20 protein-coding genes are annotated in these 22,792 nt (G+C 71.7%); 7 read left to right on the forward strand and 13 right to left on the reverse strand.

All coding sequences use genetic code 11. From position 1 onward, the window contains the following. Positions 1-96: 96 nt before the first annotated feature. Together QF037_RS37170 and QF037_RS37175 are read right to left on the reverse strand one after the other, a co-directional pair. A complete protein-coding gene (locus tag QF037_RS37170) occupies positions 97-2,274 on the reverse strand; it encodes an ATP-dependent DNA helicase (protein WP_307032912.1) in 2,178 nt (725 codons plus the stop codon). Continuing rightward, complete coding sequence (locus QF037_RS37175; protein ID WP_307032913.1) at positions 2,271-3,254, reverse strand: aldo/keto reductase; 984 nt, start codon at positions 3,252-3,254, stop codon at positions 2,271-2,273. Before QF037_RS37175 ends, QF037_RS37170 begins: the two co-directional genes overlap by 4 nt. A gap of 178 nt (positions 3,255-3,432) precedes the next feature. Between QF037_RS37175 and QF037_RS37180 the strand changes: the two genes are divergently transcribed. Together QF037_RS37180 and QF037_RS37185 are read left to right on the forward strand one after the other, a co-directional pair. Then, positions 3,433-4,488 (forward strand): LLM class F420-dependent oxidoreductase, encoded by a 1,056-nt coding sequence (locus tag QF037_RS37180; RefSeq protein WP_307032915.1) that lies wholly within the window; start codon positions 3,433-3,435, stop codon positions 4,486-4,488. 225 nt (positions 4,489-4,713) lie between these two features. Next, positions 4,714-5,502 (forward strand): ferritin-like domain-containing protein, encoded by a 789-nt coding sequence (locus QF037_RS37185; protein ID WP_307032917.1) that lies wholly within the window; start codon positions 4,714-4,716, stop codon positions 5,500-5,502. 9 nt (positions 5,503-5,511) lie between these two features. Here the strand turns inward: QF037_RS37185 and corA are convergent, their stop codons facing one another. Continuing rightward, entirely contained in the window at positions 5,512-6,507 is a 996-nt protein-coding gene (gene corA, locus QF037_RS37190) for a magnesium/cobalt transporter CorA (protein ID WP_307032919.1), read from the reverse strand. Between the two features lie 173 nt (positions 6,508-6,680). Here corA and QF037_RS37195 point away from each other — a divergent pair, with 173 nt between their 5' ends. The 4 genes from QF037_RS37195 (at position 6,681) to mshC (ending at position 10,205) form a co-directional block, all read left to right on the forward strand. Continuing rightward, entirely contained in the window at positions 6,681-7,367 is a 687-nt protein-coding gene (locus QF037_RS37195; RefSeq protein ID WP_307032920.1) for a histidine phosphatase family protein, read from the forward strand. A gap of 67 nt (positions 7,368-7,434) precedes the next feature. Then, positions 7,435-8,025 (forward strand): DUF3090 domain-containing protein, encoded by a 591-nt coding sequence (locus QF037_RS37200; RefSeq protein ID WP_307032923.1) that lies wholly within the window; start codon positions 7,435-7,437, stop codon positions 8,023-8,025. Next, positions 7,989-8,798 (forward strand): SCO1664 family protein, encoded by an 810-nt coding sequence (locus QF037_RS37205; RefSeq protein ID WP_307032925.1) that lies wholly within the window; start codon positions 7,989-7,991, stop codon positions 8,796-8,798. The genes QF037_RS37200 and QF037_RS37205 overlap by 37 nt, the downstream gene beginning before the upstream one ends. A 177-nt stretch (positions 8,799-8,975) precedes the next feature. After that, positions 8,976-10,205, forward strand: coding sequence for a cysteine--1-D-myo-inosityl 2-amino-2-deoxy-alpha-D-glucopyranoside ligase (gene mshC / locus QF037_RS37210; protein ID WP_307032926.1), 1,230 nt, complete (start codon positions 8,976-8,978; stop codon positions 10,203-10,205). Between the two features lie 81 nt (positions 10,206-10,286). Here mshC and QF037_RS37215 read toward each other — a convergent pair whose 3' ends face one another. Next, complete coding sequence (locus QF037_RS37215) at positions 10,287-10,964, reverse strand: hypothetical protein (protein ID WP_307032928.1); 678 nt, start codon at positions 10,962-10,964, stop codon at positions 10,287-10,289. A gap of 42 nt (positions 10,965-11,006) precedes the next feature. Continuing rightward, positions 11,007-12,737: a S8 family peptidase gene (locus QF037_RS37220; RefSeq protein WP_307032930.1), complete on the reverse strand. Its 1,731-nt coding sequence runs from the start codon at positions 12,735-12,737 to the stop codon at positions 11,007-11,009. 275 nt (positions 12,738-13,012) lie between these two features. On the opposite strand from QF037_RS37220, the gene QF037_RS37225 reads away from it, so the two are divergent. Continuing rightward, positions 13,013-13,969, forward strand: a complete 957-nt coding sequence (locus tag QF037_RS37225) for a superoxide dismutase (protein WP_307032933.1) — start codon at positions 13,013-13,015, stop codon at positions 13,967-13,969. 36 nt (positions 13,970-14,005) lie between these two features. Here QF037_RS37225 and QF037_RS37230 read toward each other — a convergent pair whose 3' ends face one another. From QF037_RS37230 to QF037_RS37265, 8 genes are all read right to left on the reverse strand, one after another. Beyond that, a complete protein-coding gene (locus QF037_RS37230) occupies positions 14,006-14,992 on the reverse strand; it encodes a PAC2 family protein (protein WP_307032935.1) in 987 nt (328 codons plus the stop codon). 230 nt (positions 14,993-15,222) lie between these two features. Next, the gene (locus QF037_RS37235) at positions 15,223-15,894 is read right to left on the reverse strand and encodes a FadR/GntR family transcriptional regulator (protein WP_307032937.1); all 672 of its coding nucleotides are present in this window, start codon (positions 15,892-15,894) and stop codon (positions 15,223-15,225) included. Between the two features lie 98 nt (positions 15,895-15,992). Next, entirely contained in the window at positions 15,993-17,288 is a 1,296-nt protein-coding gene (locus QF037_RS37240) for an amidohydrolase (protein WP_307032939.1), read from the reverse strand. Then, the gene (locus QF037_RS37245; RefSeq protein ID WP_307032941.1) at positions 17,285-18,037 is read right to left on the reverse strand and encodes a nucleoside phosphorylase; all 753 of its coding nucleotides are present in this window, start codon (positions 18,035-18,037) and stop codon (positions 17,285-17,287) included. The genes QF037_RS37240 and QF037_RS37245 overlap by 4 nt, the downstream gene beginning before the upstream one ends. Then, a complete protein-coding gene (locus QF037_RS37250) occupies positions 18,034-18,900 on the reverse strand; it encodes an ABC transporter permease (protein WP_307032944.1) in 867 nt (288 codons plus the stop codon). Before QF037_RS37250 ends, QF037_RS37245 begins: the two co-directional genes overlap by 4 nt. Next, positions 18,900-19,952: an ABC transporter permease gene (locus QF037_RS37255; protein WP_307032946.1), complete on the reverse strand. Its 1,053-nt coding sequence runs from the start codon at positions 19,950-19,952 to the stop codon at positions 18,900-18,902. Before QF037_RS37255 ends, QF037_RS37250 begins: the two co-directional genes overlap by 1 nt. Position 19,953: 1 nt before the next feature. After that, on the reverse strand, positions 19,954-21,483 hold the full coding sequence (locus QF037_RS37260; protein WP_307032948.1) for an ABC transporter ATP-binding protein: 1,530 nt from the start codon (positions 21,481-21,483) through the stop codon (positions 19,954-19,956). Continuing rightward, positions 21,464-22,513, reverse strand: coding sequence for a BMP family ABC transporter substrate-binding protein (locus QF037_RS37265; protein ID WP_307032950.1), 1,050 nt, complete (start codon positions 22,511-22,513; stop codon positions 21,464-21,466). Before QF037_RS37265 ends, QF037_RS37260 begins: the two co-directional genes overlap by 20 nt. Between the last annotated feature and the right edge of the window lie 279 nt (positions 22,514-22,792).

A 22,792-nucleotide genomic window follows, 5' to 3' on the forward strand; every position in this document is an offset into this window, starting at 1 on the left:
CGGCGGCGGGCGCGGAGGGATTCCGTGGCCGCCGCCGTCTCGCGTGTGCGGGTGCGTCGTGGCTTGTCGCGCAGTTCTCCGAGCCCCTTGGGTGGGTCAGCTGGGCGTTGGTACCTGAGTGGCGAGCAGCACGGGCAGGCGGGTGGTGCGGGGCTTGGCCGGGATTTCCGCCACTGCCCTGGGGAGGGCCTGGTCCGCGCCCTGGACGACGGAGAGGTGGCGCTCGGCTCGGCTGAACGCTGTGTAGACCCATGGTCGGGTCAGGGCCTGGGTCGCGTCTCCCGGGAGGACCACGACGACCGCCGGCCAGCGGCCGCCGGCTGCCTGGTGGGCGGTGAGGGCCCAGCCGTGGCGTACGGAGTCCTCGACCCGCTCCTTCGGTACGACGACGGACTTGCCCGCACAGGTGAGGTGGAGTCCCTCCGCGTCGGCCTTCACCACGTGGCCCGACACAGTGCGGCCCGGCGTGGGGGAGTAGGCGATGCGATCGCCGGGGTCGAAGCCGCCGAAGCGGCCGGGACCGGGGTTGAGCCGCTCCTTGAGGGCCGCGTTGAGGGCGCGGGTGCCCGCCGCGCCGCCATGGCCCGGCGTGATCACCTGGGTCGCCTCGGGCGGAACACCGATCGCCCGCGGCACCGAGTCGGCGACCAGCTGCACGGTGCGGTGCACGGCCTCGCCCGCGTCCCGCGCCGGCACGATCACGACCTCCTTGCCGGGGGCCTCGACCTGGTTCAGCTCGCCGATGCCGATACCGGAGACCAGCTCGCCGAGCGGGCCGGGGTCCGGCCGCCGGGAGGCGATCTGGGGGCAGACGCGCGCGGCCAGCAGATCACCGAACACCCGCCCCGGCCCCGCCGACCACAGCACCGCCGGGTCCCCGGCCAGCACCAGCCGCGCCCCGTCCGGCAGCGACTCCGTCAGCAGCGCCGCGCTCTCCACGTCCAGCTGCGGCGCGTCGAGCACCACGAGGAGGTCGAGATCGAGTGCGCCGTCGGCATCGCGGCCGGGGCCTTCGGTCCCGGAGAGGAGGCCGGTGACGGTGGTGGCGGTGTCGCCGGAGGCCAGGGCCGCGAAGCGGTCCCGTCCCAGCGGGCCGTGGGCTGTCGCCCAGGCACGCAGGCCGAGTTCACGGGCCGCGTGGAGCAGAGCCGCGGGTTCGGCCAGGGAAGCCTCGGCGCCGGTGTGGAGGACCAGGCCGTGGCCCGCGACCGCGCGGATCAGTTCGCCGGCGGAGCCCTGGGCCGAGTCGGCGGCGCGCTCCCAGTCCTCGGCGGAACCGTCCTGCTTCGGTACGGAGTTGATCAGCCGGGCCAGTCCGTCGGCGAGGCTCTCCTCCGCCATCGCGTACCGCTCGAGGCCGACCAGGACGCGGACCGGGCGCTCCTCGCCCTCCTCCGGTTCCGGGGCCCGCGGGTCGAGGGCGTCCTGGAAGACCAGCGCCTCGGCCTCCGTGAGGGTGCTCTGGACGGCCGCGTCGGCATCCGGCACCCCCTGCTTGCCCAACGCCGCCGTGAGCGTGGGAAGTTCGAGAGCCGTGTGCCCGGCCACGGCCGCCTGCTCCAGCAGCCAGACGGTCACCGCCCGGCCCCGCCGCTCGTCGTCCGGGCCGCACTCCGTGCCGAGCAGTGCCCGCGCGAACCCGTCGGCCTGCTCGGGCCGCACCCCGGCGACCCGCAGCAACTGCCAGGGGTCCTCGCGCAGTCGGCCGGCCGCGCCCTCGCCGAGCGCGGCGACCTGCGGGACGAGAGCCTCGGGCGCACCGCCGTCGGCCAGGACCCGCCGGACGGACTCGACGGTCTGCGCCGCGGGAGCCGGGGGCGCGTCGGCCGTCACCGGCCGAGGGCGCTGTACCGGCTCCGGCGCGGACCGGCGCGGCGGCTCGGGCTCGGCGAAGACGGTCGCCGCGGGCTTGTCCCCGCTCTCGACGGCCCGCACGGCGGCCAGCAGATCGGCGGCCTTCCCGCTGAGCTTGGCCCCGGCCTCGACGGGCCCCTGCTTCTCGGCCTTGCGCCGGGCGATCCGCTCCCGCTCGAGCTTCTGCGCCGCGAGTTCGGCCGCGGCCTCGGACAGCTTCGCCGCGGCCTCGCCCTGCTCGCTGTCGGACGCCGAAGCCTCGCCGGCCGCCTCGTCCGAGTCGCCCTCGGCGACCGCGGGCGTCTCGGCCCCGTCGCCCGGGACCGCCGCCCCCGCCTCGGCGTCGTCGGCGTCCGCGTCCTTTGCGGTGCCCGGCGATTGCGGCTCGGTCTCCTCCGTGGGCTCCGGCTCCGTGCTCACAGCGTGCTCCAGTCGTGATCGGGATAGCGGTGCACGGGCGCCGACACATCGTCGAGCGCCCGGCAGATCTCGTCAGGAAGACTAAGGGCCTCCACTGACAATGCCGCCGTGAGCTGCTGCGCGTTGCGCGCGCCGACGATCGGCGCGGTCACGCCGGGCCGGTCGCGGACCCAGGCGAGGGCCACCTGGAGCGGGGTCACCGCGAGCCCGTCGGCGGCGGTCTGCACGGCGTCCACGATGTGCCGGGCCGTGTCGTCGAGGTACGGCGCGACGAAGGGGGCGAGGTGGTCCGAGGCGCCCCGCGAGTCGGCCGGCGTGGCGTTGCGGTACTTGCCCGTCAGCACCCCGCGGCCCAGCGGGGACGACGGGAGCAGTCCGATGCCCAGGTCCAGCGCGGCGGGCAGCACCTCGCGCTCGATGCCCCGCTGGAGCAGCGAGTACTCCAGCTGTGTCGCGGCCAGCCGGGTCCGGGTGCCCGGGGCGGCCAGCTGCCAGGTCGCGGCCTTGGCGAGCTGCCAGCCACAGAAGTTGGAGACCCCGGCGTACCGCGCGCGGCCGCTGCTGACCGCGAGGTCGAGCGCCTGGAGGGTCTCCTCCAGCGGGGTGTCCGGGTCGTAGGCGTGGACCTGCCACACGTCGACGTAGTCCGTGCCGAGCCGGGACAGCGAGGCGTCCAGCGCGGAGAGCAGATGGCCGCGCGAGCCGTCGAAGCGCCGGTCCGGGTCGGGCACGCTGCCCGCCTTGGTGGAGATGACCAGATCCCGGCGCGGGATCAGCCCTTCTATGAGGCGTCCGAGCAGATACTCGGACTCCCCATCGCCGTACACGTCCGCGGTGTCGACGAGGCTCCCGCCCGCTTCCCAGAACGTCTTCAAGAGGTCCGCGGCGTCGTGCTCGTCGGTGTCCCTGCCCCACGTGAGGGTTCCGAGTCCGATGCGGGACACACGCAGGCCGGTGCGGCCGAGATGCCTCTGCTCCATGAACGCCGACATTACTGGCCGGAACCAGCGGTGTGGGGGCCTGTGGACAACCAGTTTCCGTCAGCGACACGCGCGTTCATGTGGGCGGAAGAACACGACCGTCGGCTGCCCCGATCCGCACGCCCCGCGCTAAGGTCGGGAAACCAGGGACGTTACTGATGGGTAAGGGGAATCGGTCATGCAGCTCGGCATCAACCTCGGCTACTGGGGCGCCGGAATGGACGCGGACAATCTCGCCGTCGCCCAGGAGGCCGACCGACTCGGGTACGCCGTGTGCTGGGCCGCCGAGGCCTACGGCTCCGACGCGGCCACCGTGCTCAGCTGGGTCGCGGCGCAGACCGAGCGCATCGACGTCGGCTCGGCCATCTTCCAGATCCCGGCCCGCCAGCCGGCGATGACCGCGATGACCGCCGCCACCCTCGACTCGCTCTCCGGCGGCCGCTTCCGCCTCGGCCTCGGAGTCTCCGGACCGCAGGTCTCCGAAGGCTGGTACGGCGTCAAGTTCGACAAGCCGCTGGCACGCACGCGTGAGTACGTCGAGATCGTCCGCAAGGCGATGACGCGCGAGCGTCTGTCGTTCGAAGGAGAGCACTGGACGCTGCCGCTGGCCGGCGGCCCCGGCAAGCCGCTCAAGCTGACCGTGCACCCGGAGCGCGAGCACATCCCGCTGTACATCGCCGCGATCGGACCCAAGAACCTGGAGCAGACCGGCGAGATCGCCGACGGCGCGCTCCTCATCTTCCCGTCCGCCGAGCACCTCGAGGAGACGACGCTCAAGCACCTGCGCGCGGGACGCGCGAAGGCGGGCAAGACCCTCGACGGGTTCGACGTCCACCCGACGCTCCCGCTCGCCCTCGGCGAGGACAAGGACGTGGCCAGCCTCGCCGACACCTTCCGCCCCTACACCGCGCTGTACGTCGGCGGCATGGGAAGCGCCAAGCAGAACTTCTACAACCAGCTCGCCCAGCGCATGGGCTACGAGGCGGCGGCCGCCGAGGTCCAGGAGAAGTACCTGTCCGGCGACAAGCAGGGCGCCGCGGCGGCCATCCCGCACGACCTGATCGACAAGACGGCGCTGCTCGGTTCCGTGGACCGCATCGCGGACCGGATGAAGGAGTACGCGGCGGCGGGCGTCACCACGCTGAGCCTCGCCCCCGCGGGCTTCACGCTCGACGAGCGGATCACCGCGCTGCGGGCCGGGTCCGAGGCCCTGGAGCGGGCCGGACTCGCGTAACACGCGCCGGAGGTTTCTGCGGCCGTGGTGGGGGCTCGGGGGTCTTCCCCGCCACGGCCGTCACGCGGAACAACGCGCCCGCGCCCGTGTGGTTACGCCCCTGTCGTGACGCGCGGGGTCCTCCTTTTGGCGGAGTTGTCCGACACAGCTGTTGCAGCACCCCTCGCGCCGCATTTGACTCGTTCTTTGCGGAATGCCGCGGAGTCCCGCAGAGAGGTGCCCACGATGCTTTCGGCCAAGGGTCTGTTCCAGGAGATCATCGACAACGACGAGTCCTTCCGGCTGTTCTGCTCCATCGCGGCCGGCGGGGAGACGCAGGGCGGCTGGGAGAACGCCCGCATCGCCGCGCTCGTCCCGGACGGCGAGCGCGCCCTCGCCTCCAAGATCACCCGGCACGGCGCGGACGAGGACAAGCACGGGCGGATCTTCAACGCCCTGATGAAGAAGCGCGGCCTCGAGCCCGTCCCCGTACCGCCCGACACCGACTACACCATGCTCCTGGAGCGCGGCGGCATCGGTCTCGCCCACGACAGGCTCAAGGCCGACCAGGCACTGACCGTGCAGGACATCGTGACCTACCTCGCCCACAGCCGCGTCACCGAGCAGCGCGCCTCCGAGCAGATGGAACTGCTGCGCAAGCACTTCGCCGACCATCCCGACCTCGGCCGCGCCGTGAAGATGATCTCCCACGACGAGGACAACCACCTCGCCTACTGCCACGAGGAGTTGCTGCGCCTCGCCTCCGCGGGGCACGGCCGGGCCATCCAGCGCACGCTTCGGGAGTGCGCGCTCGCCGAGATCCGCGTCTACCGGGACGTCAGCCTCGCGGTCATGGCCCACATGGGCCGCATCCTGGGCTGGCCGACCGCGAAGTCCGCCGTCCTGGCCGCGGGCATCCATGCCCTGTACGCCTACGAACGCGCCGGGGGATGGCGCCGGATGGTCTCCCTGCGGATGCCGGAGCGGCGCGACGCCCTCGGCGGACCGGCGGCCGCGGCCCCCGAGTTCGCCTGAGCAGCGGCGCTACAGCCAGCCCCTGCTCTTGAACAGCCGGTACAGCAGCACCTCCAGGGCGGCCATGAGCGCGATCACCGCCGGATACGCCCACACCCAGTGGAGCTCCGGCATGTGTTCGAAGTTCATGCCGTAGATCCCCGCGATCATCGTGGGGATCGCGGCCATGGCCGCCCACGCGGAGATCTTCCGCATGTCGTCGTTCTGACGGACGCTCATCTGCGCGAGATGCGCGGAGAGGATGTCCGACACCAGCCGGTCCAGGCCCTCCACGGACTCGTTCACGCGCGTGAGGTGGTCGTTGACGTCCCGGAAGAAGGGCCGCGCCTTCTCGTTGACGAACGGCACCCCCGAGCCGAACTGGCCGACGGCGGCCAGCCGGGTCAGCGGCAGCGCCAGCGGGCCCGTCGCCCGGCGGAACTCCAGGATCTGCCGCTTGAAGGTGTAGATCCGCGACGCCGTGTGGCGCGAACCGCCGCCGTCCGGCGAGAAGACCTCCGTCTCCAGCTCCTCCAGGTCGGTCTGGAGCTCCGTCGCGACGTCCAGGTAATGGTCGACGACGGCGTCCGAGACCGCGTACAGCACCGCCGTGGAGCCCTTGCCGAGCAGCTCCGGCTCCTGCTCCAGTCGCTGCCGAACCGCCTTGAGCGGCGAACCCTCGCCGTGCCGGACGGTCACCACGAAGCCCTCGCCGAGGAAGATCATCACCTCGCCGGTGGAGACCCGGTCGCTCTCCGGCTCGTACACGACGGGCTTGAGGACGAGGAAGAGCGAGTCGTCGTAGACCTCCAGCTTGGGCCGCTGGTGGGCCTTCAGGGCGTCCTCGACCGCCAGCGGGTGCAGCCCGAACTCCTGGGTGACGAGGTCGAACTCCCGCTCCGAGGGCTCGTGCAGCCCGATCCAGACGAACCCGCCCGCGGCCCGCGCCTCGTCCAGGGCGTCGGACAGGTCCTCGGGGCCCTCGCTGCGGTGCCCGTCCCGGTAGATGGCACAGTCGACGATCACGCTGCGTATTCTCCCGTCGCTCGCAATCCGCCGCACGGTGACATTTTCGCCTCCGGGGCGCTCCAGCCGGTGTCGAGAGGTCGACCGTGCTCGACCCTTCGGGCCTCCGCGCGCTCGACCTCTCGACACCGGCGCGCCCCTTCGGCCGGGCGCGTGCGCCTACGCTGGGCCGCATGCCCACGTTGATCCTCGTCCGCCACGGACGATCCACCGCCAACACCGAGGGACTGCTCGCCGGCTGGACGCCCGGGGTCGCCCTGGACGAACGCGGGGCCGCGCAGGCCGCCGCACTGCCCGGACGGCTCGCCGGTCTGCCGATCTCCGAGGTCGTCACCAGCCCGCTCCAGCGCTGCCAGGAAACGATTCGGCCGCTCCTCGACGCCCGTCCCGAGCTGAACCCGCACACCGACGAGCGGATCGGCGAGTGCCACTACGGCGACTGGTCCGGCCGCAAGCTCGCCGAGCTCATGGACGAGCCGCTGATGCAGGTCGTCCAGTCCCACCCGTCGGCGGCCGCGTTCCCCGGCGGCGAGTCGATGCGGGCGATGCAGACCCGCGCCGCCGAGGCCGTACGCGAGTGGAACGCGCGCGTGGAGCGCGACCACGGCGACGACGCCGTCTATCTCATGTGCTCGCACGGCGACATCATCAAGTCGCTCGTCGCGGACGCGCTCGGACTCCATCTCGACCTCTTCCAGCGGATCTCCGTAGAACCGTGTTCCATCACGGCGATCCGTTACACCCGTCTGCGGCCGTTTCTCGTGCGCCTCGGCGACACCGGAGATTTCGCCTCGCTCGCCCCGCGCGAGGAGCCTCCCGCCGGCGATGCCACGGTCGGTGGTGGTGCGGGCGCACCGTGATCGTCGGGCGCAGTAGGGTGAAGCGGTCGAAGCAGCGCCGTACCCACGATTCCAATGGAGACAGGACGTGTCCCGTCAGGTGTTCCTCTATGACCCACCGGAGCGTTTCGTGGCCGGCACGGTCGGACTGCCCGGGCGCCGTACGTTCTTCCTTCAGGCCTCCGCCGGCCCCCGGGTGACCAGCGTGGCCCTGGAGAAGACCCAGGTCGCCGCGCTCGCCGAGCGGATGGACGAGCTGCTGGACGAGGTCGTGCGCCGCAGCGGCGGCAGCGCCGCCGTCCCGGCCGTGGCACCCAGCGAGGTGTCCGACGCCGCCCCGCTGGACACCCCCGTCGAGGAGGAGTTCCGCGTCGGCACCATGGCGCTGGCCTGGGACGGCGAGGAGCAGCGCATGATCGTCGAGGCGCAGGCTCTGGTGGAGCTCGACGCCGACACCGAGGAGGACCTCGCCGAGGCAGAGGAGCGGCTCCTCCAGGACGAGGAGAACGGCCCCCCGATGCTGCGGGTCCGGCTCACCGGCGCGCAGGCGAGAGCCTTCGCCAAGCGCGCCCTGGACGTCGTCAACGCCGGGCGGCCGCCGTGCCCGCTGTGCAGTCTCCCGCTCGACCCGGAAGGACACGTATGTCCGCGCCAGAACGGATACCGCCGCGGAGCGTGACCACGGCAGAGCTGCTCACCCGGGGTGAGCTGACGGTGCGCGGACAGATCCGCGAGGCCTCCAACGCGGTGCTGTACTGCGCCGTCTCGTACGAGGGGCAGGAAGTCGCGTGCGTCTACAAGCCCGTACGCGGTGAGCGCCCGCTGTGGGACTTCCCCGACGGCACCCTCGCCCAGCGCGAGGTCGCCGCGTACGAGGTCTGCGAGGCGACCGGCTGGGGGCTCGTACCGCCCACCGTGCTGCGCGACGGACCCTACGGCGAGGGCATGGTCCAGCTGTGGGTCGAGGCCGAGCCGGGCCCCGAGCTGCTGGCGCTCGTCGACACGGAGGAGCCCGGGCCGGGCTGGAAGGCGATCGGGTTCGCCGAGGTCGGCGACGGGAAGACCGCGCTGCTGGTGCACGCCGACGACGAGCGGCTGCGCCGGCTGGCCGTGCTGGACGCCGTGATCAACAACGCGGACCGCAAGGGCGGCCATCTGCTGCCGGCCGGGGACCGTCTCTACGGCATCGACCACGGCGTGACCTTCAACACCGAGAACAAACTGCGCACCCTGCTGTGGGGCTGGGCGGGCGAGCCGCTGCCGGGCGAGGCCGTCGACGTACTCAAAGGCCTCAGAGAAGCCCTGACGGGGGAGCTGGGCACCCGGCTGGCCGCACTGATCACCCCGGCCGAGCTCGACGCCACGCGCGCGCGTGTCGACGCCCTGCTGGCCACCGGGACGCACCCGGAGCCGAGCGGCGAGTGGCCGGCCATTCCCTGGCCGCCGGTATAGGAGCAGAGCGGGTGGCATCGTGCCCCGTAGGGGTGCGGGGAATTGCGCGACCAGCCCCCACCGGCCGGCAGTTCTGTCACGGTTACCCCTGCGGAGCGTTCCGCGCAAGACCGCCTTACCGGCCATCCGGCCCGGTCCGGTTCGTATACGGAGCATCCGTCCGGTTAGGCTCATGACATGCATGCCTGGCCCGCTTCCGAGGTCCCCGCCCTGCCTGGTCAGGGCCGCGACCTGAGGATCCACGACACCGCGACCGGTGGCTTGGTCTCCCTTGCCCCCGGTCCTGTCGCCCGTCTCTACGTGTGCGGCATCACGCCGTACGACGCGACCCACATGGGACACGCGGCGACGTACAACGCGTTCGACCTCGTTCAGCGCGTGTGGCTCGACACCAAGCGGCAGGTTCACTACGTCCAGAACGTCACCGACATCGACGACCCGCTCCTGGAGCGCGCCGAGCGGGACAGCGTCGACTGGGCCGCCCTCGCCGAGAAGGAGACGACTCTCTTCCGCGAGGACATGACCGCCCTGCGGATGCTGCCGCCCCAGCACTACATCGGCGCGGTCGAGGCGATACCCGGGATCGTCCCGCTCGTCGAACGGCTGCGGGACGCGGGCGCCGCGTACGAACTCGAAGGGGACGTCTACTTCTCCGTCGAGTCCGACCCGAACTTCGGCAAGGTCTCGAACCTCGACGCCACCGCCATGCGGCTGCTGTCCGCCGAGCGCGGCGGCGACCCGGACCGTCCGGGCAAGAAGAACCCGCTCGACCCGATGCTGTGGCTGGCCGCCCGTGAGGGCGAGCCGAGCTGGGACGGCGGCTCGCTGGGCCGCGGTCGGCCCGGCTGGCACATCGAGTGCGTCGCCATCGCCCTCGACCACCTGGGCATGGGCTTCGACGTCCAGGGCGGCGGCTCCGACCTCGCCTTCCCGCACCACGAGATGGGCGCCTCGCACGCCCAGGTGCTGACCGGCGAGTTCCCCATGGCCAAGGCGTACGTCCACGCCGGCATGGTCGCCCTGCACGGCGAGAAGATGTCCAAGTCCAAGGGCAACCTGGTCTTCGTCTCGAAGCTGCGCTACGACGGCGTCGACCCGGTCGCGATCCGGCTCGCCCTGCTGGCCCACCACTACCGGGCCGACTGGGAGTGGACCGACCAGGTGCTCGAGGACGCCGTCGCCCGGCTCGGACGGTGGCGTGCCGCCGTCTCCCGGCCCGACGGTCCGTCCGCCGACGCCCTCGTGGAGGAGATCCGCGAGGCCCTGGCGAACGACCTCGACGCCCCCACCGCGCTGGCCGCCGTGGACCGCTGGGCGGCGCGGCAGCAGGAGCAGGGCGGCACGGACGAGGGCGCACCCGGCCTCGTGTCGCGGGCTGTGGACGCGCTGCTGGGCGTAGCGCTCTAGACAGAACAGAGACGAGGGCGCTTCCGCCACGTGGCCACGTGGCGGAAGCGCCCTCGGTCATGTCAGACCGTCAGGCGCGGGTCAGAGCCGCTGGATCCTGACGCTGCGCAGCACGTTCGGGGACTGGGTGTCCCAGACGCCGATCACCTGGTGGCCGAAGGCGAAGGCCTCCTGGATCTGCTGCTGGATCTGCGGGATCGGGTTGTTGAGGACCCGGAACTGGTTGTTGATGCGCAGGAAGATCTGCCGTGGCTGGCCCTGGAGCGGCTGGATGATGTCGATGAAGCCGTTGGCCACACCGGCCGCCAGAGGCTGCGCCTGGACCTGCTGAGCGACCTGCTGGACCACTTGCTGCACGATCTGCTGGAGATGCTGCTGCACCTGCTGCTCGATCTGCTGCGCCTGCTGGTCCTGCTGCTGGCTCTGCTGGTCCTGCTGCTGCCCCTGTTGGCTCTGCTGCTGACCGAGCTGCTGGAGCAGCTGCTGGAACGGCTGCTGCCGGCCGAGCTGCTGGAGCTGCTCCAGCGAGCCGCCCCCCATGCCGAACGGCTGCTGCTGGCCCTGTTGGGCGTAGCCCTGCTGACCTTGCTGGCCCTGCTGTCCTTGCTGGCCGAAGCCCTGCTGCCCGTACGGCTGTTGCTGCTGGCCGAAGCCCTGCTGGCCGAACGGCTGCTGCTGTTGCTGCTGGTACGGCGAAGTGCTCGGGAACTGCTGTCCCTGCTGTTGTCCCAGTTGGCTCATCTGCGGGGTGGTGCTCATGCGGGTGCCACCTTCCCTGGTGATGGTGGGGATGTGTCGCCGTCAGCCAGTGACGACCAGACCGACGATCTCGTCGTCCGCGAACCACACGCGGACGTCGGGGCGTCCCCCCGCGAACGCGGCGTGCACCGCCTGGCGGATCTCGGGGGACGGGTGGTTCAGGTTCCGCCAGCCGCCGGCCACGAACAGCCGGAGCCTGGGCGGGAGTTCGCGCGGATACGGCAGCAGTTCGTCCCAGTACCGCTCGGCCTGGCCGGAGCCGACCGCGTGCGGCAGCAGATGGGTCACCGCCGCCTTGATGTCGGGCCGGTTGCCGATCCGCTGGGAGGCGGGCCGGCCCGGCGCGTCCTGCTGCGGGGCCCCGGTCGCCCGCAGCACCGCGCGGGCACGCTCCGGGGACATCGGAGCCTGGGCGGCCGCCCTGAGCATGCCCTGCAGCGCGGCCAGGGCGCCGACCACCATCGGAGAGGCCGAGGAGGTCCCGGAGAACGTGTCCGTGTACCAGGCGATCTCCTCGGGCCCGCCCTGCAGGTCGCCGGGCTTGTCCCAGAAGCCGCCGGTGGTCGTGACCTCGCGTCCCCAGCCCTGGGCGTCCACCCGGGCACCGTAGTTGGAGAACGCGAGCCGTGACCGGTCCGGTCCGTGGTCGCGGCCGTGTGTGCCGGGCGGCGGGGCGCCCGCGCCGACCAGGACGGCACCGGAGGACTGGTTGGACGGGTTGAACGGGTTGCGCCACCACTCGGGGAACTCGTCGGGGCGGCGCTCGTAGACCGCGTCGTCGAGGGACTCGCCGCCGTTGCCGGCGGCCGCCACGACGAGGACGCCCTTGGCGGTGGCGTGGCGGACGGCCGCGAAGTCGTCCGGCCACCACTCCAGGGCGATGTAGCCGCGCTGGTCGTCGCGTTCGGCGAACTCCGACCGCGGTCCGGGCCGGTGGAGTTCGACGAGGACGATGTCGCCGGGGCCGAGCCGGTCCGCCGCCGCGTGGATCGCGGCCGCGGTGCCGATGCCCTGGAAGGACGCGGCCGCGGTGGTCGCCTCCGGCACGATGCCGGTGACGCCGTGCTCGCCCTGGTCGCCGCCGATCACCCCGATCACGGCGGTGCCGTGGTTGCGCCAGGCGATGTCGGTCAGCGGGGTGCCGACCACGACACCGGCCAGCTTGGCGGCCAGGTCCTCATGGCCCAGCTGCCAGGAGCCCTCGACGTCGATCACGGTCACGTCCTGACCGGTACCGCCGGGCCGCTGCCAGGCCCAGTGCGCGTCGATCCCCTCGGGCGCCGGCCGCAGATAGCCCTGCCGGCTGCTGAAGTCCGATGTGACCGGGGCGCCTTCCTTCAGCCGGCCGCTCTCCTCGCCGATCTGCTGGAGGGCGGCGGGTACGGCGCCCGGCTTCACGTACGCGGTGTCGACGCCCGGCAGCGCGGCGATCCGCGAGCGCAGTTCCTCGGCGCGGCTGCGGTCGCCGCGCACCCGGTAGAACAGCGCGAGGTCGGGCACGTTCTCGGAGCCCGAGACGGCCGACTGCTGCAACCTTTCCTCGCTTCCGAACAGCGGTTCAAGAGCGAGCTGTTCGTCGCTGAGGAACATGTTGAGGGCCGAGACGTCGGCGCCCGCCGCCGACCGGACGCCGTCGGCCTGGGCGCGCAGCCGGGCCTCGGGACGGGCGACGACGATCAGTTCCTGTTCGGCTCCTCGATAGGTGAATCCCGCTCCGTCGGGCCCCGGCCCGGACGTTCCTGGGCCCTGCTCCGGCTGTACCTGGTCGGTCATCGGGTTCCGCTCCCCTCGGTCCTTGCGGGTGCCTGGTTGCGGGTGGTGAGCCTCCGTGGGACAACCAAGCACTCCGACGGCGCCTCGTCCAGCCCGTGTTCGCCAACTCGGTTTGGAAACAAGCTGAGTTGGGTACCGTGTGCAATCCGTCCTGAAACAGATGTCACGTGGCAATCCGGCCAAAGACTGCGGAGGCGACGGTCATGTGATGGGGTGAGAGCGCCTGTTGACCGTTCGGCCGACCCATCCGTCGGCCCTTGGCAGAAGGACGCACAGTGGCACCCACAGATCGTTCCTTCGCACGTCGAAGACTCCTCACCACGACCGCGGCGCTGACGGGAGCAGCGCTGCTCGGCGGCACGGCCCACGCAGCCGAGAAGCCGAAGGGCGCCTGGCCCGACCGGTTCCCGCTGCCCGACGGCTTCCAGCCCGAGGGCATAGCCATCGGCACGAAACCCTTCGCGTACTTCGGTTCCCTCGCCGACGGCGACATCTACCGGGCGAGCCTCGCCACCGGCCGGGGCTCCGTGATCAGCAAGGGCCTCGGCGCGGGCCACCCGACCGTCGGCCTGAAGATCGACGGGCACGGCCGTCGGCTGTTCCTCGCCGGCGGCGACAGCGGCGAGATCCGCACGGTGCACGTCCGCTCCGGCGAGATCGAGAAGGTGTACGCCACCGGGGGCACCTTCGTGAACGATGTGATCCTCACCCCGGGCGCCGCCTGGTTCACCGACTCGTTCAAACCGCAGCTCTACAGGCTGAGCCTCGGCAAGCACGGCGAGCCCCAGGGCGTCGAGACCGTCCCGCTGACCGGTGATTGGGTCCAGGGCGACGACTTCACCGCCAACGGCATCGAGCGCACCCCCGACGGCCGCGCCCTGCTCGTGGTGAACGCCTTCGCCGACGGCGGCACCCTCGAACGGGTCGACCCGCGCACCGGAGTCGCCCGCGCCGTCGACCTCGGCGGCTCCAAGATCCCCAACGGGGACGGCCTGTTGCTGCTCGGTCGGACCCTCTACGTCGTCCAGCAGCGGCAGAACGCGATCGATGTGTTCCGGCTGAACGCCGCCGGCACGAAGGGCACGGCGATCGTCAGGATCACCGACTCCCGCTTCCGCATCCCGACGACCGTCGCGGCCTGGGGCGAGAAGCTGTATCTGCCCAACGCCCGCTTCGACGTGGAACCGACGCCCGACACCGATTACGACGTCGTGGCGGTACCGCAGGTGTGACCGTGAGGTGGGCGGTGCGAACCGCCCACCTCCGTCTCACTCCTCCGACGACTCCTCGTCGTCCGTGCCGCCGCCGCCCGGCTTCGGCGGCTTCGGCGGCCGCGGACGACCACTGGGGTTGTCCCGCAGATACGTACCGTCGCCGCCCTCGGTCGCGTGCCCGCCCGGCGGGGTCGGGCCCCCGCCGTCCCGTCTGCGCAGATACCGCTCGAACTCGCGGGCGATCGCCTCGCCCGTCGCCTCCGGCAGCTCCGCGGTGTCCCGGGCCTCCTCCAACGTCTGCACGTACTCGGCGACCTCGGTGTCCTCGGCGGCCAGCTGGTCCACCCCCACCTGCCAGGCGCGCGCGTCCTCGGGCAGCTCGCCCAGCGGGATGCGTACGTCGATCAGGTCCTCGAGCCGGTTCAGCAGCGCCAGCGTCGCCTTCGGGTTCGGCGGCTGCGACACGTAGTGCGGTACGGCCGCCCAGAGGCTGACCGCCGGTACGCCCGCGTGCGTGCACGCTTCCTGGAGGACGCCGACGATGCCCGTGGGGCCCTCGTACTTGGTCTCCTCCAGGTCCATGCGCTGGGCCAGGTCCGGGTCGGACGTGGTCCCGCTGATCGGGACCGGACGCGTGTGCGGGGTGTCGCCGAGCAGGGCGCCCAGGATCACGACCAGCTCCACTCCCAGCTCGTGGGCGAAGCCGAGGAGCTCGTTGCAGAACGAGCGCCAGCGCATGGATGGTTCGATACCTCGGACCAGTACGAGATCACGCGGCTTGTCGCCGCCGACGCGGACCACCGAGAGGCGGGTCGTCGGCCAGGTGATCTTCCGTACGCCGCCGTCCAGCCACACCGTGGGGCGGTTCACCTGGAAGTCGTAGTAGTCCTCGGCGTCCAGCGCCGCGAACACCTCGCCCTTCCACTCCTTGTCCAGATGCGCGACCGCGGTGGAGGCGGCGTCGCCGGCATCGTTCCAGCCCTCGAACGCGGCCACCATGACCGGGTCGATCAGCTCGGGAACCCCCTCGAGCTCGATCACCCAGTGCCTCCTTCCGACGTGCCCTCACGTACGCCCCAACCTTACGGCGTCCAACGGGGGCGTCCGCAGCCCCCTTGCACGGGGGAGTGAACGCATCACTGCCCCATCAGCCACCCCGGGACACCCTCCATTCCTCGGAGCTGTGCCGGATCACCGTGCACGCCTGTCCCTACATGAGGTCGGTGACCCGGGTAGACGTCGGATGACCCGGCGAGGCATGGAACGGCAGTTCAGAGCGAGGCCCGCAGCCACTGCTCCACGCTCGCGATGTGCACCGTCGCCCACGACCGGGCCGCCTCCGCGTCGCGATCCCGTAGCGCGGCGAGGATCATGCGGTGCTCGTGCAGCGTGCGGCTGACCGCGTCCTCCTGTGTCAGGCCTCGCCAGATCCTCGCCCGGGTCGTGGGGCCCGACAGGCCGTCGAGGAGGGAGCACAGGACGGAGTTGCCGGAGCTCTGCACGATGCCGCGGTGGAAGTCGAGGTCGCAGGCGACCAGTTCCTCCACCGAGGGGGCGGAGCCCAGTTTGTCCAACTGGGCCGACAGGGCGTCCAGTTGCTGTTCGCTGATCCGCAGGGCCGCCATCGAGGTCGCGGCCGGCTCCAGGATGCGGCGGACGGCCAGGAACTCCAGGACCGTGTCGTCGCGGTGGAAGTCGACGACGAAACTCAGCGCCTCCAGGAGGAGTTGAGGGTCCAGGCTCGTCACATACGTGCCGTCGCCCTGTCGCACGTCCAGGATCCGGATCAGCGACAGGGCCCGCACGGCCTCCCGCAGCGAGTTGCGGGACAGTCCGAGCTCGGAGGCGAGCTCGCTCTCCTTGGGGAGCCGGTCGCCGGGGCGCAGGGCGCCCGAGACGATCATGCCCTTGATCTTCTCGATCGCCTCGTCGGTGACTGCCATGGCCGGCCTCCCAGTGGTTCCCGCATGCCCGTAAAGACATCCGATGTCTTACGCCATTATGGGGGCGGATCTGCCGTTCGGGGTGCCAAACGCCCCGCTCAGACAAGGGCTTCCAGGTCGGCGATCACCGTACGCTCGTCCAGCGTCGTCAGCACCCGTTCCCGCAGGAGCACCCGGCCGTCGACGACGGTGTCCCGCACGTCCGCCGAGTGCGCCGCGTACGCCAGCGTCGACCACGGATCGTGCACGGGCCGCAGGTGTGGTGCGTCCAGGTCCAGCACGACGAGGTCGGCCCGCTTCCCGGCCTCCAGCGAGCCCAGCCGCTCCCCGAGCCCCAGCGCCCGCGCACCCTCGATCGTCGCCATGCGTACGGCCTGCTCGGCGCCGACCGCCGTGGGGTCACCGCCCGCCTTGTGCACCAGCGCTGCCTGCCGCACCGCCCCCAGCACATCCAGCGTGTTGGAGCTGACGGCCCCGTCCGTACCGAGCCCGACGGTCACCCCGGCGCTCAGCAGCCGCGGCACCGGCGCGATCCCGCAGCCCAGCTTTAGGTTGGACACCGGGCAGTGGGCGACCGACGTGCCGGTGCGGGCCAGCGCCGCGATCTCCGGTCCGGTGAGGTCCACGGCGTGCGCGAGCAGCACATCCGGGCCGAGCAGACCGAGCGAGTCGAGCAACTCCACCGGACGCTTGCCGTACTTGACCTCGACGGTGGCGACCTCGGTCGCGTTCTCCGAGGCGTGGATGTGCAGCAGCGCCCCGAACTCCCGGGCCAGCGCGAAGATTTCGGTGAGCTGGTCCGGGCTCAGGGTGTACGTGGAGTGCGCGAAGAGGACCGGACGGGTACCGGGGCGGGCTGTGCCGCGGGCTTCCAGATCCCGGCGCGCCCAGTCCAGGCGGTCCTCGTAGGCGATGCCGTCGGGCGGGCCGGGCACGTCCATGAAGGTGGGCCCGGTGTGCAGCCGCCAGCCCGCCTCACGGGCCGCCTGCTCGGCCGCCTCGTGGAACCAGTACATGTCGAGCGCCGACGTCACCCCCGCCCGTACGCTCTCGGCGACCGCCAGCCGCACCGCCGCCGCCACGTTCTGCGGCGTCAGCAGCTCGGCCTCCCACTTCAGCACCCGCTCCAGGAAGCCCTGGAGGGTGACGTCGTCGGCGCGACCGCGCAGCAGGGTCATCGCGAGGTGGGTGTGGGTGTTGACCAGTCCCGGGAGGACGAGACAGCCCGCGGCGTCGATGGACTCGGTGGCCGGGAAGCGCGCACGCAGCTCGTCGGCGGGCCCCACGGCGAGGATCTCGCCCTCGTGGACGGCAACAGCCCCGTCCCGTACGACAGTTCCCTCGTCGTCCACGGTCAGGACGTCACCGCCGTGGATCAGCAGGTCGATGCTCATGCCCGGTACTCCTCCGCCAGCAGCCGCAGCGCCTCCAGCGACACCACCGCGCCCCGCTCGACGCCCGCCGTGACGACATCGCGGTGCGGGTCGTAGGCGCTGGCGCCCTCCTCGTCCACCAGCTCGTCCGCGTTCGCCCCGTCGATGACGAGGACGCCGCCCGCGACCAGTCCGCGCAGCGACGCGGTGACCAGCAGTGCGGAGAGCTCCATCTCGATGGCGGCGAGGCCGGCACCGTCGTAGGAGAAGAGCGGGAGGAGGCCGGGCTGGAAGGCCGCCCGGGTCCAGACGATGCCGCGGTGGTGCGGGGCGTTCGCCTCGCGGGCCGCACGCTGGAGCGCGATGACCGCCTCGGGGGAGGAGACCGCGGGGTACTCGGGCGGGAGCAGCTGCTGGGTGACACCGTCGTCGCGGACGGCCGCCTCCGCGATGACGAGGTCGCCGTCGCCGATCCCGGGCTTCATCGCGCCCGCCGTGCCGAACCGCAGGATGGTGCGGACCCCCGCGTCCGCGAGCTCCTGGAACAGCAGGATCGCGCCCGGACCGCCCACCCCGTGCGAGGCGACGACGACCGGCAGACCCTTCCAACTGCCGCTGAACGTACGGTATTCGCGGTGGTACGAGACCTCCTCGGCCCCGTCGAGCAGTGCGGCGACGGCCGCGGCGCGCGCCGGGTCGCCGACGACGACCGCGTGGGCCGGCAGGCCGGTGCGGGGTATGCGGGTGATGGGCAGCAGGTCCTGCGTCATGCGGCGGCTCCGGTGGACGGACGGGTACGGCGACGGCGCGCCGTGGTGAGGAAGAGGGCGCCGAGCGTGACGACGTACGGCGCGGCGTCGGTCGCCTGCTGCGGCAGACCGAGGCCCTGGAGTCGGAAGCCGGCTGCTTCGGCGAGGCCGAAGAGCAGCGCGGCGAGCAGCACCCCGAGGGGCAGGGCGCGGCCGAGCATCACGGCGACGACGGCGATCCAGCCGCGGCCCGCGGTCATGTTCTCGGTGAACAACGTGACGTTGCCGAGGGCGAGTTGGGCCCCGGCGAGACCGCACAGGACACCCGAGACCAGCACGGCCGCGTACTTGTACTTCGCCGGGCTCACCCCGAGGGTGGCCGCCGCGTCCGGTGCCTCGCCGACCCCGCGCAGGCGCAGCCCCCACACATGCCGGGACAGCATCACCGCGGCCACCGCGACCGCCGCCCACGACAGGTAGGCGAGCGGGCTGAGGCCGCCGACCAGGGGGAGGCCGAGGAGGGACGGGTCGTCGAAGGTGCCCTGCACGCCGAAGACCGTACGGAGCAGGAAGCTCGTCAGGCCCACGGCCAGCAGGTTCATCGCGATACCGAGAACCACCGCGTCCCCGCGCAGAGTGACCGTCCCGACCGCGAGGATCAGCGAGTACGCCGCCGCGGCCAGCGCCGCCGCGAGGACGCCGAGCCAGGGGCTGCCGGTGAACCAGCTCGTGGCGACCGCGGTGAAGCAGCCCATCAGCATCATGCCTTCGAGGCCGATGTTGAAGACGCCCGCCCGTTCGCAGACGGCTCCGCCGAGCGCGGCCAGCAGGATCGGCGTCAGCGCGCGCAGCGCCGACATGAGGAGGTCGGAGTCGAGGAACATCACACGGCCTCCTTGGCCTTGACCTCGGCCTTGCGGCGCGGGAGACGCGGGAAGGTCAGCCGGGCCGCGAGGAACACGATCACGATCGCCTGGAGCACCTGCGTCAGCTCACGCGGCACCTCGTTCGTCCGCTCCATCGCGAGACCGCCGACCGCGAGGACGGCGAAGAAGAACGACGCGATCACCGTACCGAGCGGGGCCGCCGTGGCCAGCAGGGCGGCGGTGAGGCCCGTCCAGGTGTAGCCGGGTGCGGTGAGCGAACCGTCGACGAAACGGTAGGGGAAGCTCAACACCCCGATGGCGCCCACGAGTCCGGCGATCGCTCCCGACACGGACATCAACTTCAGGGTCAGACCCCGGCGTTCGACACCCGCGTACGCGGAGAAGCGCGCGTTGAGTCCGGTCATGCGTATCTCGTACCCGAAGGCGGTCCGCCGGTCCGTGAACCAGTACGCGGCCGCCGCGAGAACGACCAGCACCAGACCGAGGGTGACCGTGGAGTCACCGAAGGAGGGCAGCGCCACGCCGTCGGGCATCGCCCGGGTCTGCGGCAGGCTGGAGCCGGGCTCCTTGAGCGGGTAGCGCGCCAGGTAGGAGGCGAGCGAGACCGCCGGGTAGCTCAGCAGCAGGCTGCTGACCAGGAGCGGGACGCCGAGGTGGTTCTCGCACAGGGCGGCCAGGGTGGCGTACGCGGCGCCCGCCGCCATGCCCGCGAGCAGCGTGAGGACGACGGTGAGGGGCGCCGGCAGCGGGGAGTACAGGCCGGTCACGGCCGCGGTGATGCCGCCGAGGACCATCTGGCCGTCGCCGCCGAGGTTGATGAGCCCGGCACGCAGCGGGATCGCCAGCGCGAGGGCCATGCCGAGCACGCTGGTGAGAGTGGTCAGCGTGGAGCCGATGCCGTCGGCGCCGAGCGAGCCGGTGAGGACCGCCTCGTACGCCGCTATCGGGTCGGCGCCGGTGCCGAGCAGGAAGAGCGCGCCGATGAGGACGCCGGCGAGCACGGAGAAGGTGATGGGGGAGCGCAGGGCTCCGGATATCCGGTTGGTCATGTCAGTCGACGGCCTCCACCGTGACCCGGGCGCCCGCCATCGCGAGGCCCAGCGTCCGTTCGTCCGCCTCGTCCTTGTCGTACGACGCCGTGATCCGGCCCTCGTACATCACCAGCACCCGGTCCGCCAGGCCCCGGATCTCGCTCAGTTCGGCCGAGACGAGGAGGACGGCGTGGCCGGCGTCGCGGTAGGCGACGATCTGGTCGTGGATGTTCTGGATGGCGCCGATGTCGACACCGCGAGTGGGCTGCTCGACGAGCAACAGCGGTGCGTCGTGGGCGAGTTCGCGGCCGATCAGCAGCTTCTGGAGGTTGCCGCCGGACAGCGCGGAGGCAGGGACCTCGGGGCTCGACGCCTTGACGCCGAACCGCTCGATCAGCCGCCGCGCGTGCGCCCGGACGGCTGTCGGCGGCAGCAGGCCGCGGGAGGACAGGGACGTACGGTGGTGGCCCATCGCGAGGTTGTCGGCGACGGACGCCGCGGGCGCCGTACCGATCGCGTGACGGTCCTCGGGGACGTACGCCAGACCCTTGAGGCGGCGTTCGGTGGCGGAGGCGTGGGTGATGTCCTCGTTCTTGAGGGCCACCCGCCCGGCGGTGACCGGCCGCAGACCGGCCAGCGCCTCGATCAGCTCGCTCTGGCCGTTGCCCGCGACGCCCGCGATGCCGACGATCTCGCCGGCCCGGACGGTGAGTCCGGCGCCGCGCACCCCGTCGGTGGCGAGACCGGTCACCTCCAGTACGGCGTCACCGGGTGTGCCCCGGGCGTGGACGCGGTCGAGTTCGACCGCGCGGCCGGTCATGGCCGCCGCGATCTCTTCGGCGGAGGTCTCCGAGGTGACCAGACGGGCGACCACTCTGCCGTCCCGCAGGACGGTCACGTGGTCGCTGACCTCCAGCACCTCGCGGAGCTTGTGCGTGACGAGGATCACCGTACGGCCCTGTGCGGCCAGCGACTTGAGCACCGCGAACAGGGCGTCCGCCTCGGCCGGTGTGAGCACCGCCGTCGGTTCGTCGAGGATCAGCGTGCGGGCCCCGCGGTGCACCAGCTTGAGGATCTCCACACGCTGGCGCAGACCCACGGGCAGATCACCGACGCGCGCGTCCGGGTCCACGGCGAGGCCGTGCTCCTCGGCGAGTTCACGTACCCGGCGGCGGGCCGCGGCGCGGTCCACCAGGCCGAAGCGGCGCGGCTCGGCGGCGTAGACGACGTTCTCGGCGACCGTCAGCGAGTCGAACAGCTTGAAGCTCTGGTGGACCATGCCGAGCCCGGCGGCCATCGCGTCACCCGGGCTGGCGAAGTGCGCGTCACGGCCGCCGACGCGGACCGAGCCCGCGTCGGCGCGCTCCATGCCGTACAGGATCGACATCAGCGTGGACTTGCCCGCGCCGTTCTCGCCCATCAGGGCGTGGATCTCGCCGTGGCGGACGGTCAGATCGACGGAGTCGTTGGCGAGCGTGCCGGGGAACCGCTTGGTGATTCCCCTGAGCTCGACGGCCAGGCCCTCGGCGTCAGCTCGCGGCGGGGTCATCGACCTTCAGCTCTCCGGAGACGATCTGGTCGCGCAGTTCCTCGACCTTCGCCAGGACGTCCTTGTGGTCGGCGATCACGCACTTCGACGCGTCGACGCCGTCCTCCAGGCCGGTCAGGCTGATGCCGCCCTCCTTGAGGCCGTAGGAGACGGTGCCCGTCCGACCGGCCAGGACCGACTCGATGCCCTTCTCCACGGCGACGTCCGTGCGCTTGATCACGTTGTCGACGACCGTGCCCGGCGCCGAGAGGCACTGGTTGACGTCGACGCCGTACGCGTAGGCGCCCTTGGCCTTCGCGGCCTCGAAGACGCCGTAGTTGCCGGCCGCGGCGGCCGCCATGATCTGGTCGTAACCCTTGGAGAACAGGGTGTTCGCCTGCTCCTTGGCACGCGCCGAGTCGTCGAAGGGGGACTGGCCGCCGACGAAGCGGGTCGACGTCTCGGTCTTGGCGGCGACCTTCTTGGCGCCGGCCGCGAACGGGTCGCTGTAGCGGCGGAACTGGGGTGTGTCGAGGACGTCGACCGCGCCGACCTTGCCCGACTCGCTGAGCAGACCGGCCTCGGCGCCCGCGAGGTAGACGCCCTCGTGCTCGCGGAAGACCGCGCAGCTGACGTTCTTGAAGGTCTTGGCGGTGCAGGCGTCGATGATCAGGAACTGCTGCTTCGGGTTCTTCTGAGCCTGCTGCGCGACCAGGTCGGCGAACTCGAAGCCGACCAGCACGACGACGTCCGGCTTGGCGTCCACCGCGGCCTGGACGTTCTGCTGCTGGGAGGCGGTGTCCGTGGACTCGTAGACCTTCTGCGAGCCGTCGTGCTGCTTCGCCGCGTCCTTGACGCCGCTGACGGCGAGTTTCAGGAACTCGTTCTGACCGACCGCGTCGGGCGTGACGAGGGTGAAGGTCTTGCCGCTGCCGCCGCTCGCGCTGTCGGAGGCGTCGCTCTTCGCGGCGGCGTTGCAGGCGGTGGCCGCGGTGACCATGAGGGCGGTGGCGGCGGCGAGCTGCAGGGAACGGTGGTGTCTACGGGACATCGGGAGACCTTCCGGGTACGGCGAGGCACGCACGGGCGGGAGCGGCGATGAGGTGAGAGGGGACGCTGGAACGGGGACGGGTCAGCGTCGACAGCCGTCACCGGCACACCGGCCGAAGTCGAGGAAACGGCGCTTGGTCAGCAGCACAGGCTTCCTCCTTCGTCTCGGTCTGCGGACTGATTGGCGGACAGTAGCATCTGATTGCGGACACCTGCCCGACTGTCTCGAACTGTGGTGCTAGCAGGTCATGTACCGTGGCCGGACACCACCGGAACAGCA

The organism is Streptomyces canus, from assembly GCF_030815415.1.
Taxonomy (GTDB): Bacteria; Actinomycetota; Actinomycetes; order Streptomycetales; family Streptomycetaceae; genus Streptomyces; species Streptomyces canus_F.

Excerpts from the sequence above, each read along its gene's own strand:
- QF037_RS37235 (WP_307032937.1), bottom strand. The coding sequence starts at position 15,894 with ATGGCAGTCACCGACGAGGCGATCGAGAAGATCAAGGGCATGATCGTC.
- QF037_RS37260 (WP_307032948.1), bottom strand. The coding sequence starts at position 21,483 with ATGACCCCGCCGCGAGCTGACGCCGAGGGCCTGGCCGTCGAGCTCAGG.
- QF037_RS37265 (WP_307032950.1), bottom strand. The coding sequence starts at position 22,513 with ATGTCCCGTAGACACCACCGTTCCCTGCAGCTCGCCGCCGCCACCGCC.
- QF037_RS37195 (WP_307032920.1), top strand. The coding sequence starts at position 6,681 with ATGCCCACGTTGATCCTCGTCCGCCACGGACGATCCACCGCCAACACC.
- QF037_RS37220 (WP_307032930.1), bottom strand. The coding sequence starts at position 12,737 with ATGACCGACCAGGTACAGCCGGAGCAGGGCCCAGGAACGTCCGGGCCG.
- QF037_RS37240 (WP_307032939.1), bottom strand. The coding sequence starts at position 17,288 with ATGAGCATCGACCTGCTGATCCACGGCGGTGACGTCCTGACCGTGGAC.
- QF037_RS37185 (WP_307032917.1), top strand. The coding sequence starts at position 4,714 with ATGCTTTCGGCCAAGGGTCTGTTCCAGGAGATCATCGACAACGACGAG.
- QF037_RS37175 (WP_307032913.1), bottom strand. The coding sequence starts at position 3,254 with ATGGAGCAGAGGCATCTCGGCCGCACCGGCCTGCGTGTGTCCCGCATC.
- QF037_RS37245 (WP_307032941.1), bottom strand. The coding sequence starts at position 18,037 with ATGACGCAGGACCTGCTGCCCATCACCCGCATACCCCGCACCGGCCTG.
- QF037_RS37205 (WP_307032925.1), top strand. The coding sequence starts at position 7,989 with ATGTCCGCGCCAGAACGGATACCGCCGCGGAGCGTGACCACGGCAGAG.
- QF037_RS37215 (WP_307032928.1), bottom strand. The coding sequence starts at position 10,964 with ATGAGCACCACCCCGCAGATGAGCCAACTGGGACAACAGCAGGGACAG.
- mshC (WP_307032926.1), top strand. The coding sequence starts at position 8,976 with ATGCATGCCTGGCCCGCTTCCGAGGTCCCCGCCCTGCCTGGTCAGGGC.
- QF037_RS37255 (WP_307032946.1), bottom strand. The coding sequence starts at position 19,952 with ATGACCAACCGGATATCCGGAGCCCTGCGCTCCCCCATCACCTTCTCC.
- QF037_RS37250 (WP_307032944.1), bottom strand. The coding sequence starts at position 18,900 with ATGTTCCTCGACTCCGACCTCCTCATGTCGGCGCTGCGCGCGCTGACG.
- QF037_RS37180 (WP_307032915.1), top strand. The coding sequence starts at position 3,433 with ATGCAGCTCGGCATCAACCTCGGCTACTGGGGCGCCGGAATGGACGCG.